Origin of the sequence: Rothia mucilaginosa (assembly GCF_001548235.1) — a bacterium.
Lineage (GTDB): Bacteria > Actinomycetota > Actinomycetes > Actinomycetales > Micrococcaceae > Rothia > Rothia mucilaginosa_B.
Genome location: NZ_AP014938.1, coordinates 1,670,028 through 1,682,695, shown reverse-complemented (window position 1 = coordinate 1,682,695; position 12,668 = coordinate 1,670,028). Strand labels below are relative to the sequence as shown.

The 12,668-nt window shown below is 64.5% G+C and carries 10 protein-coding genes; 3 read left to right on the top strand and 7 right to left on the bottom strand.

Translation table 11 applies throughout. The features are described from left to right. Positions 1 to 41: 41 nt before the first annotated feature. The 3 genes from hemL (at position 42) to RM6536_RS06640 (ending at position 3,932) form a co-directional block, all read left to right on the top strand. Complete coding sequence (gene hemL, locus RM6536_RS06650; protein ID WP_060824523.1) at positions 42 to 1,391, top strand: glutamate-1-semialdehyde 2,1-aminomutase; 1,350 nt, start codon at positions 42 to 44, stop codon at positions 1,389 to 1,391. Positions 1,392 to 1,422: 31 nt separating this feature from the next. After that, the gene (locus RM6536_RS06645) at positions 1,423 to 2,604 is read left to right on the top strand and encodes a hypothetical protein (protein ID WP_060824522.1); all 1,182 of its coding nucleotides are present in this window, start codon (positions 1,423 to 1,425) and stop codon (positions 2,602 to 2,604) included. A 242-nt stretch (positions 2,605 to 2,846) separates the two neighbouring features. Further along, positions 2,847 to 3,932, top strand: coding sequence for a transcriptional regulator (locus tag RM6536_RS06640; RefSeq protein ID WP_231917947.1), 1,086 nt, complete (start codon positions 2,847 to 2,849; stop codon positions 3,930 to 3,932). A 65-nt stretch (positions 3,933 to 3,997) separates the two neighbouring features. Here the strand turns inward: RM6536_RS06640 and hemB are convergent, their stop codons facing one another. From hemB to hemE, 7 genes are all read right to left on the bottom strand, one after another. Next, positions 3,998 to 4,999, bottom strand: coding sequence for a porphobilinogen synthase (hemB, locus tag RM6536_RS06635; protein WP_060824520.1), 1,002 nt, complete (start codon positions 4,997 to 4,999; stop codon positions 3,998 to 4,000). Between the two features lie 56 nt (positions 5,000 to 5,055). Then, on the bottom strand, positions 5,056 to 5,946 hold the full coding sequence (locus tag RM6536_RS06630; protein WP_060824519.1) for a uroporphyrinogen-III synthase: 891 nt from the start codon (positions 5,944 to 5,946) through the stop codon (positions 5,056 to 5,058). Positions 5,947 to 5,951: 5 nt separating this feature from the next. Then, the gene (locus tag RM6536_RS06625; RefSeq protein ID WP_060824518.1) at positions 5,952 to 7,103 is read right to left on the bottom strand and encodes a hydroxymethylbilane synthase; all 1,152 of its coding nucleotides are present in this window, start codon (positions 7,101 to 7,103) and stop codon (positions 5,952 to 5,954) included. A 109-nt stretch (positions 7,104 to 7,212) separates the two neighbouring features. Beyond that, positions 7,213 to 8,667, bottom strand: a complete 1,455-nt coding sequence (locus tag RM6536_RS06620; protein ID WP_060824517.1) for a ferrochelatase — start codon at positions 8,665 to 8,667, stop codon at positions 7,213 to 7,215. Then, a complete protein-coding gene (gene hemQ, locus RM6536_RS06615) occupies positions 8,664 to 9,488 on the bottom strand; it encodes a hydrogen peroxide-dependent heme synthase (RefSeq protein ID WP_060824516.1) in 825 nt (274 codons plus the stop codon). Before hemQ ends, RM6536_RS06620 begins: the two co-directional genes overlap by 4 nt. A 134-nt stretch (positions 9,489 to 9,622) precedes the next feature. Beyond that, positions 9,623 to 11,206, bottom strand: a complete 1,584-nt coding sequence (gene hemG / locus RM6536_RS06610) for a protoporphyrinogen oxidase (RefSeq protein ID WP_060824515.1) — start codon at positions 11,204 to 11,206, stop codon at positions 9,623 to 9,625. 119 nt (positions 11,207 to 11,325) lie between these two features. Next, a complete protein-coding gene (gene hemE / locus RM6536_RS06605) occupies positions 11,326 to 12,516 on the bottom strand; it encodes a uroporphyrinogen decarboxylase (RefSeq protein ID WP_060824514.1) in 1,191 nt (396 codons plus the stop codon). Between the last annotated feature and the right edge of the window lie 152 nt (positions 12,517 to 12,668).

Genomic DNA, 12,668 nt, shown 5'->3' with positions numbered 1-12,668 from the left:
AATTCTTTAGTTCGCCGTCTCTGTTGAAAGGCACCGATACGATGACTCCTTCCTCTACCCACCCGCTGCACCACGAAGCCAGCGAGAAGCTGTTTGAGCGTTCTCGCGCGGTGATTCCCGGCGGCGTGAATTCCCCGGTGCGTGCTTTCAATTCTGTGGGCGGCACCCCTGCGTTTGCGGCGAAGGCTAAGGGCGCGTACCTGTACGATGCGGACGGCAACGAGTACGTTGACCTGGTCTGCTCGTGGGGCCCGTCGATTCTGGGTCACGCGCATCCGCAGGTGGTTGAGGCGGTTCAGCAGGCGGCTGAGCGCGGCCTGTCCTTTGGTGCGGCGAGCGCGCCGGAGGCTGAGCTGGCTGAGCTGGTGGTCAACCGTATTAACGCGGCGATTCCCGGTGCGATTGATCAGGTGCGTATGGTGTCCACCGGTACTGAGGCGACCATGACTGCAATCCGTCTGGCGCGTGGTGTGACCGGTCGCGACAAGATTATTAAGTTCGCGGGCTGCTACCACGGTCACGTGGATGCGCTGCTTTCCGAGGCTGGTTCGGGTGTGGCGACCCTGGCGCTGCCGGGTTCTGCTGGCGTGACTGCCGCAACCGCCGCTGAGACCATTGTTCTGCCCTATAACGACCTGGACGCTGTGCGTGAGGCGTTCGCGAACCATGAGGGTCAGATTGCCGCAATTATTACTGAGGCGGCGCCATGCAACATGGGTGTGGTGACCCCCGAGCCCGGTTTCAACCGTGGCCTGCACGAGATTGCTCACGCGAACGGTGCGCTCGTCATTTTTGATGAGGTGCTGACCGGTTTCCGTGTGTCTTCGGCTGGTTACTGGGGTTACGCTGCTCCCGAGGATGGCGGCTGGGTTCCCGATATTTTCACGTTCGGCAAGGTCATTGGTGGCGGTATGCCCATCGCGGCGCTGGCCGGTAAGCGTGAGGTCATGGAGCACCTGGCGCCGGTCGGCCCCGTCTACCAGGCTGGTACCCTCTCCGGTAACCCGCTGTCCGTCGCGGCGGGTATTACGACCCTGACCCTGGCTGATGCCGCCGTCTATGCGCACCTGGATTCGCGCAGCGCCCAGCTGCAGCAGGCTCTGACCGAGGCGTTCAACGCCGCCGGTGTGGACCACTCCATCCAGAGCGCCTGTAACCTCTTCTCGGTGGCGTTTGGTACCTCCGAGGCGGGCGTGCACAACTACGCCGACATCAAGGCCTCGGCAACCAGCCGCTACAACGCGTTCTTCCACTCCATGCTCGAATCCGGCGTGTACCTGCCGCCGAGCGCATTCGAGGCGTGGTTCGTTTCTGCCGCCCACGACGATGAGGCGATGGACCGTATCATCTCGGCTCTTCCGGCTGCAGCCGCCACGGCTGCCTCCGCGTAGAGTCCGGGAGAAGTAAGGAGGTGAGCGGCTCATGGATTTGAGCGCTCTGGGACTGCCCATGGAGCAGCTACGCGACGTGTGGCTGATTGCCTTCATGGTGTACGTGGGCTTGTGCCTGCTGGTGGATATCGCCTACCCGGTGCCCATCAAGAAGGAGAAGGCTGCCGAACTGTACCTTGAGGTGTCCGGCTCGCCCGTTGATGAGGCGCGCCGCGCCACCGCGGAACGCACCGCGATGGGTGCGCCGCTGAGCTCCTCCCGCAAGGGTAGCGCCACGAAGAAGGCGAAGAAGAAGCTGGATTCCATTGAGGGCGCCGGCGTGTTTAGCGGCTGGTTCCACGTGGTCATGTACCTGTGGGGCTGGATTGTGGCGGTCTCAATTTTCACCCTGTACTGGGATATCGTGTACGACGGCGTTGTGCTGCCGGCGCTGCTTCTGCCGTTCCTCATGGTGTACCTGGGTGCGCGCTTTGGTCGCCGTCACTGGCGTACCGCGCGCGGCTACAGTGAAAACGACCGTGCGCTGGGCATGCCGCGCATCTACTCGGCGACGCTGGGTAAGCTGAGCGCCCCGTTCCGTGTGCGTAGCACCGTGCCGGGTGTGGAGCCGATTCGTGACGACCGCACCGTCTACTGGGTACTCAACGGCATTGCGTTCCTGCTCGCCGCGGTCTTCCTGACTTCGCTGGCGGGCTGGAGCATCGACGAGGATTGGGAAGCGATTTATATCGGTCATGCTTCTTGGTTCTTGGCGGCGGCGTACATTCCGCTGATGATTATGTTGCTGATGTATAACCGCGATTACGTGCTGTTCAACCCGGATTCGTTCCAGGCTGGGCGTCTGCTCCTTCCGGCGAAGTCCCGCCCCTACTCGGATGTTCGCGCGTTCCGCGTGTACCCGAAGAACCCGGACGCGATTAATCTGAACCCGAAGGATGCGAGCCAGTGGAGGCTGGAGATTCTGCTTCCGGGCGGCCGCAAGCACAACTATTCGCTGAATGATCACCAGATTGATTGTTTGGTGGCGCAGATTGCGTTCAACATTGAGCAGGGACGCTGGGCGCAGCTGGACTCGCCGGCGGACCGTGAAATGTTGGCGAAGTACTTCGTGGACGGCCGAGTTATCTGCACGACCATGGGTTACAAGCCTGCCGGTAAGCATGCGGAGGAGGCGGCACGCCGCGCGTCCTTCCAGAAGGCGCAGTACAAGTAAACCTGCAGCCTACATACCGCTCTTATACCGCGAGAAGCCACATGTGTTTCGAGAAGCCACGTTTTATGTTGCTTTTCGAAACACATGTGGCTTCTCAGCACCGTAGACACACCATCACGAACACACCATCACCGACAACGTAGAGAGGACAATTCATGGAGCTAAGCGCTTTGGGGATGCCCCTAGAGCCAGTACGCTACATATGGCTCATCGCCTTTATCGTTTACATAGGGTTATGCGTAGTGCCCGCTATCACCCATCCGGCAACCATCACCACGGAGAAAGCAAAAGAGCTCTACATCGCCCGTTACGGCTCTCCCGTCAACAATGCAATGAGGTATGCCGAACGTCGCTCCCTGGAGGGTAACCCGCTACCAAAACATAAACTGCGCTCTAACCTCACCCGCGCCCGCAAAGAAATCGATAGCGTATACGGTATCTCCTCGATTGAGGCGTGGTTCCACGTGCTCATGTATGTGTGGGCATGCCTTGTCGCACGATCCATCTTTCGTCTGTACACAGATATTGCCCATAATGGCATTCTGCTACCGGCGCTGTTGTTGCCGTTCTACATGGTGTTCGTGGGTGCACGTTCGGGGCGCCGCACCTGGCGCAAAGCCCGCAGCATCGATACGGATGACGTCACAGCCGGATTGCCTCAAATCTATAGCGCAGCATTGATGCGTCTAAACATTTTTGCTGTGCCGAATGGGGCTCATCCTCAAGCTAAACCGGTTCGAGCAAAGAATGATTTCTACGTTGAAACCCACTTTGTGTTGGTTGTGGCTCTCATCGTTTTCTTCTACTCGCTGGTAGGCTGGACGCTTTTGTACACCCCGCCAATGCCTATCGGTGGTGCCTCAATTATGCTGGCGGTTACAGCCGCAGCGGCGCTAGCGTTGCGTTGGCATTATTTGAAGGTCTACTTGCTGTTTAACCCCGATTCGTTCTACGTCGGGCGGCTTTTCCTGCCCGCGAAGAAGTACAGTTACCCCGACATTGAAGAGTTCTGCGTCTTCCCGAAGAACCCCGAACAGATCAAACCGACCTTCTACGAACCGTCGCAATGGCAGATAGAGATCAAGGTGCCGTCCAAGATCCCGCCGAACCTCGCTCAGCGCATGCCGTGGCTGCGCAGGCACATTGTGGCGGTGCACGATGAGCGGGTCGTCTGCCTGACCTCCCAGATTGCGTTCTACCTTGAGCAGGAACGCTGGGCAGACCTGCGCTCCCCCGCCGACCGGGAGAAACTCGCAGAATACTTCACCAACGGCAACGTTGTGTGCACCTCCCTCGGGTACAAGCCAGTCAGCGAAGAACAAGAATAAAACGGCGAGAAGCCACATGCTGTACGAACAGCATGTGGCTTCTCGGCATTAAAAGTGGGAGGGGGTTATGCGTCCAGCTCGCGGAGCCAGCCTGCCGCCTCCGTACCGTAATAGGTCAGAATAACGTCCGCACCGGCGCGGTGAATCGAACGCAGCGACTCCAACACCACAGCCTTACGGTCAATCCAGCCGTTCGCCGCAGCCGCCTCAATCATCGCGTACTCGCCCGACACCTGATACGCCGCCACCGGCACCGGCGAAAACTCCGCCACCTCGCGCACAATATCCAGGTAGCTGCCGGCAGGCTTCACCATCACCATATCCGCGCCCTCCTCCAGGTCAGCGCGCACCTCCAGCAGCGACTCGCGGCGGTTCGCCGGATCCTGCTGATACGTCTTACGGTCACCCGTGAAGCTGGACTCCACCGCGTCACGGAACGGGCCAAAGAACGCCGAAGCGTACTTCGCCGAATACGCCAGAATCGACACATCCTCAAAGCCAGCCTCGTCCAGGGCTGCGCGCATCGCCGCAATCTGGCCGTCCATCATGCCCGAGGGCGAAACGGTGTGCGCACCCGCACGCGCCTGCGAAACCGCCATCTTGCAGTACAGCTCCACAGTCTCGTCATTATCCACCACGGGCGTACCGTGGCCGTTATCAACCAGCACACCGCAGTGGCCGTGGCTCGTGAACTCATCCAGGCAGGTATCAGCCATAACCACCAGGTCATCGCCAAACTCCTCACGGCACACCGCAATCGCACGGTTCAGGATGCCCTGCGGATCCCAGGCGGTCGAGCCGACCTCGTCCTTATCCTCATCGCGGGGAATACCGAACAGGTCAATGCAGCGGATGCCCGCCTCGTACGCCTCACGCACGGCGGGGATGATGCTCTCCAGGGTGTGCTGGTACTGACCGGGCATCGAACGAATCGGCTGCGGTTCGTCGATGCCGTCGCGAACGAAGAACACCTGAATCAGCTGCGCGGGGCGCAGAGTGGTCTCAGCGACGAGGGAGCGCATGGCTGCGGTGGTGCGCAGGCGGCGCGGGCGGCGGGTGAGGTTCATGATCTCTCCTGAAAAGTTCTTTCGAAATAATGTGAAATCTTAGATGAAGGATGCGCCTAAATCAGGGATACGGCGGCGCGCGCCAAATCCTGCGGGGAGGGCGAATCGGCCTGCACATAACGCAGGTTCAGGGCGCGGCATGCGGAGGCGGTACTCGCCCCAATCGCCACCACCGGCGGCACCGATTCAGGCGGCACGGGCTCGGGCGGCACCGATTCGGGCGCTAGCGCGGGTGCGCCGTCCAGCAGGGCGTGCAGGCGGGAGGGGGCGGTCACCACCAGCACATCCGGCGCGGGGCTTTCCGGCGCGGGTGCATCTATGGTGTTCCCCTGCACGAGCGCGCGGGCGGCGCTGAGGCTCAGCTCGCCGGGCGCCACCTGCTCGGCGGGCACCATGTCGTAGAGCACGCAGCGGCGGCTGTCCCAGCCCAGGTTTTTGAGGCCTTCGCGCAGGGTCGGGCGGGCGTTGGAGCCTTCCAGAACCAGCACGGCGGCGGCACCGGCTACAGGCTGTTCGAACTCCGCGAGCATACCGGCGGCGCTCTGCACCTGCGGCTGAAAATCCGTGCCCAGCCCCAGCTGGGTGTGCACGGCGCAGGCGGTTGCCGCACCCACGCAGGCGATGCGCACTCCCCCACTCGCGCAGGCGCGGGCGAAGTCGTCACCCCACAGCTCAGCGCAGGCGCGAACCGTGTTGGCGCTCGTGAAGCTCACCCACGCGTACTGACCGGAGGCGAGCGCTTCCAGCGCGGCGGTGTGGTCTTCGCCCGGCTCGACGGTGCGTGCCTGCTGTAGTGGGGCGAAGAGTACCCGGCACTCCCCCAACCCATTCTGTGCGCATTCCTCGGCGAGGGCGCGGGCAAAGGCAGCGCCCTGGATGGCGGAGCGGGTCAGCAGAACCGTGCGCGGGGATTCAGCCTGTGGGGATTCAGAACACGAGGCAGACATGATGCCTACTTCAAATCCAATCCGGCCAGTGCGGCGGCGCCCATCTGCAGCAGGTCTTCTGCTACACGCACGCCCAGGCGTTCGGCGCCGGGCACATCCAGTTCGGCGGTTGCCGAGGTGTGGCGCAGCATGTCGGTGCCGTCCGGGGATGCCACCACAACGTTGAGCACCAGGTCGCCCTCAACCACCTGCGCGTAGGCGCCGATGGGGGCGGCGCATCCGGCTTCGAGGCGGCGTAGCAGGGCACGTTCGGCGCTGACGGCGAGGCGGGTTTCGTAGTGGTTTGCGGCGAGCAGAGCACGACCCAGGGCACGGACCGGGCGTGCCATCTCGGGGTCGGTGAGCGCGGCGGGGTCCGGGTTCTCAAACTCGCTTTCACGCACTTCCAGGGCGAGCGCACCCTGGCCGGGGGCGGGCAGCATGCGGGTGGGGTCCATGTACTCGGTGATGAGTTCTTCCTTGCCCAGGCGCTTGAGCCCGGAGACTGCGAGCACCACGGCGTCGCAGTCACCGCTGCGTTCGGTGCCTACACCGTGGTCGGCTCGTTCGGAAGTTTCGGTGTTCTGGCGGAGCACGACCTGTTTGCCGGCGTGCTCTTCAAGACCCTTCACGCGGCCGATGCGGGTGCCCACGTTACCGCGAATGTCCACGATTTCAAGGTCGGGGCGCAGTGCACGTAGCTGGGCGGCGCGGCGGGGTGAGCCAGTGCCCACGCGGGAGCCGGTGGGCAGGGTGTCGAGGGTCAGGCCGTCGCGTGCTACGAGGGCGTCGCGGGGGTCTTCACGTTTGAGGGTTGCGGCAATGACCAGGCCGGGGCAGGGTGCAGAGGGCAGGTCCTTGAGGGAGTGTACTGCCATGTCCACGCGGTTTTCTTCGGAGGCGTTCTCACCGTCGAGCAGACGCTGGCGCAGTGCCGCCGCGAATACGCCGGTGCCGCCGAGGGTCGCCAGGGGTCCGGTGAGCATGTCGCCTTCGGTTTTGACGGTGCGCAGGGTGAAGTCTACGACCTCGGCATCTGCGGCGCCGTCAGCATCTGCAGCGCCGTGGTGTGCCTGGTGTTCGGTGTAGAGGGAGGTGACGGTTTCAGCAGCGATACGGCTTTGGGTCAGGGCGAGAGCAGACCCGCGGGTGCCCAAGATGTACTCGTGATGGCTCATATCTCTCCTTATCAGTGATGTGTGTGATAGCCCGTAGGCACGTGCGCTCCGACCCGCCCGCGCACCCTCGTCTGGGGTGTTGGGGCGAGCCGGAGCTACAGGGGTGGTGTTAGTGGGAGTAGCATCCGCCGGAGCCGCAGCCACCGGAGCGGCGGGCAGAGGTTTCAGCAGCGGTTGCGGCAGAGGTGGCGTCCTCCGAAACGGCGGGCGCATATTCTGCAACCACCGGCTTCGGCGCACCGCGACCGGGCTTGCAGCAGTCGGGTTCGCACTCGTCGAACCAGCCGTACTGACCGCTCGCACTCGGGGCGAGGACGCTCTCACGTGCGGGGCGCAGGTCGGCTGAAACACTGTTCTCCACGCGCTCCTCAATCAGGCGGCGCAGCGACTCCACGTACGCCGGATGCGTGCCGGGGGTGGGGGTGCGCACAGCGACCACGCCCAGGCGCTCGCAGGTGTCCAGCGCCTCGGTGTCCAGGTCCCACTTGACTTCCATGTGGTCGGAGACGAAGCCGAGGGGCACCAGCACGACGCCTTCCACGGGGGCTTCGCCGTCCTCCGACGGGTTGGCGGGGGTGGGTAGCGCCTCCAGGGCGTCGTTGACGTCCGGTTCGAGCCACGGCATGGACGGCGGGCCGGAACGGGACTGGTACACCAGCTCCCACTCGACGTTCTGCAGAAGCTCCGGAGCCTCGTCGCGAACCAGCGAAAGCACGGCGCGGGCAACCTGCAGGTGCTTCTCCACGTAGGCGGAGCCGCCCTCGTAGTTCACGCCGCGCGGGCCTGCCTCGTTCGCCGCGGAGGTCGGCACCGAGTGGGTGCAGAACATAATCCGCAGGCGCGGGTTCGGCGAACCGCTATCGCGTGCGGCGAGTTGCTCACGCACCGTGGCGAGCCCGTCCTTCAGCCCGTCAGCGAAAGCGCGGGAGAAGCCAGGCACATCAAAGAACTGACGGATCTTACCCACGTGCACGCGACCTTCCAGGCCGAGCTGCTCAATCGCCACACCGTAGTCTTCACGGTACTGGCGGCAGCTCGAGTAGCCGGGGTAGGCGCTGGTCGCCAGCACGAGCACGTTGCGGTGGCCGTTTTCGTAGGCTTCGGCGAGCACGTCCTTCACGTAGGGCTTCCAGTTGCGGTTCGCCCAGGTGATCGGGACGTGCGGGCCGCGTTCGGCGAGCGCCTGCTGCAGTGCGGCGAGCAGGGCACGGTTCTGCTCGTTAATGGGCGAGACGCCGCCGTTGGCGCGGTAGTGGGTGGCGACCTCTTCGAGGCGCTCGTCCGGGATGCCGCGGCCAGCGGTTACGTTGCGCAGGAACGGGATGACGTCCTCCTGCCCCTCGGGGCCGCCGAAGGAGGAGAGAATCACCAGGTCGTAGGGGCGTGCCTCTTCGGCACGTTCACGGGTGATGCTGCGTTCGCTTCGGTAGTCGCCGAGGGTCTGCTCGTTGAGCGCGGCGGGGCCGTTGGAGGCGGTGTTCGCCGGGTCGGTGCGGTTGGGTACCACATCGTCCGGCAGGAGCGTGCCGTTGAGGGTTACGCCGTTGTTCGGCTGATGGCTCACGCCAGGACCTCTGCCACTTCGTCTGCGCCGATGCGGCGGCCGGTGTAGAAGGGGGTTTCTTCGCGCACGTGCAGGCGTGCTTCGGTGTTGCGGAAGTGGCGCATCATGTCGACCAGGTCAACGAGCTGGGGTGCTTCGAGGGCGAGGACCCACTCGTAGTCGTTCATGCCGAAGGTTGCGACAGTGTTCGCCAGAATCTGCGGGAAGTCGATTGCCTTCATGCCGTGGTTCTTGAGCATTTCTGCGCGGCGTTCGGGGTTCATGTAGTACCAGTCGTAGGAGCGTACGAAGGGGTAGACACAGACCCATGCTTCGGGTGCCTTGCCGCGTGCGTAGGCGGGTGCGTGGTTGCGGGTGAATTCTGCTTCGCGGTGTACACCCATGGTGGACCAGACGATGGTGGTGCCTGCGAAGAGTGCGGTGCGGCGGATCTTGCGGACTGCTGCCTGCAGCTTTTCGGGGCTCTCGCCGTGGGTCCAGATCATGATGTCTGCGTTGTCGCGCATTGCGGAGACGTCGTAGATGCCGCGCAGGGTCACGCCGTCGGCTGCGAGCTGCTCGGCGACCTTCTCGAATTCTGCGCGTGCCTCGTCGGTGTTGGACTCTGCGGGGCGTGCGCCGGAGCGTGCGAACACGGTGTAGAGGGCGTAGTGCAGGGTTTCGCCTTCTTCGCGGCCGCGGCGGTTTTCGTCAGCTGCGGAGTGCTGGACTGCGTAGCCCTTGGGTGCGCCGCCGTAGCCGTGGCCGGGGTGGGTGTAGCCGCCCTGACCGTGTGCACCGTGTGCGCCGCCGTGGCCGTGTGCTGCGTGATCGTGAGACATTGTGTGTTCCTTTCTTCAGCGAGGGTTCGCTGTGCTGGAGGCGCGGCTTCCGTAGCTGCGCGTTTTCTCAATTTTTTGGCTTTGTTGTTGGCTGAGCTGAGTTGTTGGCTGAGCTTCTGCCGTTGCGGTGCCGTCTACTTCGCGGTTGCAACCTTCGGGGAGGTGACGCCTTCCCAGTTCTGCGCGGCGTGGTAGATCAGCTGGTCCATCTGCTCGTAGGTGTCTTTGACGGTGAGGACTAGGCCGGATCCGGCGGCCCAGGAGCCGACGGTGCTGAGGGTGCCCAGTTCGCTGGCGCGGTCGCGGAAATCCTGCACGCGCTTGCGGTGGCCGGGGGTGGAAGCGGGCAGTACGCCGCGCCACCGTACGACGTCCGCGTCGACGAGATTGCGGTGGGTGAGGGCAACATCCATCATGCGGGTGGCGTCGCGCAGGGCGAGGGTGATGAGCTGCTCGTCGGCGAGTGCGACTTCGGAGAAGCGGGAGTCTTCGCCGCCGCGGCCGTAGGAGAGGCGTACGACGTGGCGGCCGGGTCCTGCTGCGTCGGCGACCCACTGCCACTTGGCGGTGGCGTGGGTGAGGGCCTTGGCGCGGACGGCGGTTGCTTCTTCGGAGACGAGCAGACCGGTGCCGCGCGGGTGCTTGTTCAAATCGGGTGCGTCAACGACGAGGGTGACGAGGGCGACTTCGGGGCCGGGTTCCAGGGCGGGTAGCGCGGTGGAGACGTGCGGGCCAATGAGTCGGGCTACGGTCGGGCCGTCGGTGGCGACTACCAGGTAGTCGGCGTAGAGGGGGGTGTTTTCGCCATCGGTGGTGTGGCGCTGGATGATGAACCACTGGCCGGTGGATTCATCGCGGTCTACGGCGATGACGTCGAATCCGGTGACGATGCGAACACCGGCGGCGTAGAGCTCCTCGACGAGGCGTTCGGAGAGCTGGTTCATGCCGCCGATGATACCTGCCACCTGAGAGCCCGCCGGTGCTGCGGAGCGGAAGGCTGCCGCTGCTGCGGAGAGGGAGCGGTGCTTACGCAGTGCCGCGCGCAGGCCGGGGATGGTGGCATCCACGTCGAGCTTGTCGGGGTGGGTGGAGTACACGCCGGAGACGACGGGGGCGACGAGGTTGTCAAGCACTTTCTGACCCATGCGGATGCGCACGAGCTCGCCGAGGGTCTTCGCGTTTTCGCTAGCGGATACGGGCAGGAACTTGTCCACCTGGGCGCGGCGCAGGCCGCTCTTGCCGATGACGGGAATGAGGGACTTGTCGTTGACGTTGCCGGGGATGCCCATGATGCCGGTGCTGGGGGTGCGGCGGGCGCCTTGCGGCAGGTACAGCCAGGAGCCGTAGGAGTTGGGGGTGACGATCTGGTCGCCCAGGCCGAGTTCTTTGACAAGATCGCTGACGATGGGGCTGCGGGTTGCGAAGGATTCGGCGCCGGAGTCTAGGAGCAGGCCGCCAACTTCGTGGGCACCGACGGCACCGCCGAGGTGGTGCTTCTGCTCGAGCAGGGTAACGCGCATGCCGGCCGCGGCGAGGCGGCGTGCCGAGATGAGGCCGGAGGGGCCGCCACCGATCACGATGGCGGTGGGCACCTTCTCGTTGCGGGTGAATGCTCGTGCGGTCTGGGGCGCGATGGAGGAGGGTGCAGCGGAGGAGGGCGCGGTGGAGGAGCTGGCCTGCGTGGTCCGGTGCGGTGCCTGGTTGGTGTGCTGGCCCATGGTGGTTCTCCTTTGGTCTGTCTGCGGGTCTGCCCTGTGGTGTTGGCTTTATCAGCGGGCGCGGTGGTTGTTGGGGGGCCCGCGGCGCTGATATGTGTTAGCCCCGCGGGTCCGTTGCCTTAGCGTGCCGTTTTCTCGTGGATATACGCCACGAGGTCGGTGAGCACCTGCGGGTCGGTGGTCGGGGGTACGCCGTGGCCGAGGTTGACCACGTGCGAGGGGGCGGCACTACCTTCGGCGAGCACTTCGTCTACGTGTGCGTAGAGGTTTTCGCTACCTGCGGCGAGCAGTGCCGGGTCGATGTTGCCCTGCAGGGGTACGGCGCCGTTGAGCAGGGTGTTCGCTGCGGACAGCGGCAGGCGATAGTCCACGCCGATGACGTCTGCGCCGGCTTCGTGCATGGCGGGCAGCAGGGCGGTGGTGCCGGTGCCGAAGTGGATGCGCGGCACACCGTATTCACGCACCATGTCGAGGGCGGTTGCGGAGTGTGCCTGCACGTAGCGGCGGTAGTCGCCTTCGCCGAGGGAGCCTGCCCAGGAGTCGAAGAGCTGCACGGCGGATGCGCCCGCCTCGATTTGTGCGCGCAGGAACTGGCCTGCGGTGCGGGCTGCCCAGGCGGCGAGTTCGTGCCAGGCGGCGGGGTCGGCGTGCATCATGGTGCGCGGGCGCAGGTGGTCGCGGGAGGGGCCGCCTTCGACCATGTAGGCGGCGACGGTGAAGGGGGCTCCGGCAAAGCCGATGAGCGGGGTGTCGCCGAGCATTTCTACGGTGGCGGCGACGGCTTCGCGGATGGGGTCGAGGTCGCTGTCTTTGAGTTCGGGCAGGGCGCGCACCTCGTCGAGGGTGCGTACGGGCTGGTCGAGTACGGGGCCCCTACCGGGCACGATGTCGACGTTGACGCCCGCAAGCTTCATGGGGATGACGATGTCGGAGAAGAAGATGCCGGCGTCGACCTTGTGGCGGCGGACGGGCTGCACGGTGATTTCTGCGGCAAGGTCGGGGGTAAGGCATGCGTCCAGCATGGGGATGCCTTCGCGCGCTTGGCGGTATTCGGGCAGGGAGCGGCCTGCCTGGCGCATGAACCAGACGGGTCGGTGGCTGGAGGGGCGGCCGGTGAGGGCGCGGAGCATGGGCGAGTCGGCGGCGGTGCCTGCGCGCAGGGGGTGGTTGGCGGGGAGGTGTGCGAGCTGCTCGTCGGTGAGCAGGGGTCGCTGGGCGTCGGTGGGGTGTGCGGGCAGGGCGGGTGCCTGTGCGGCAGCCGATGCGGTGCCCTTATCCGATGCGAGGGTGGTGTGCTGGTTTTCGCTCATAGTGTCTAGTGTGACAGGTTTATGAGGGCGTTTTTGCGACACTATGTCATGGCGACTTTTACCTAAAGGTGGCTTCCTTAGTGGTGAGGGACACCTTAGTTCACACCTGTTAGGCTTCTGCTTGCCATCTGTTTGCGCCCGTTTGCGCGGAG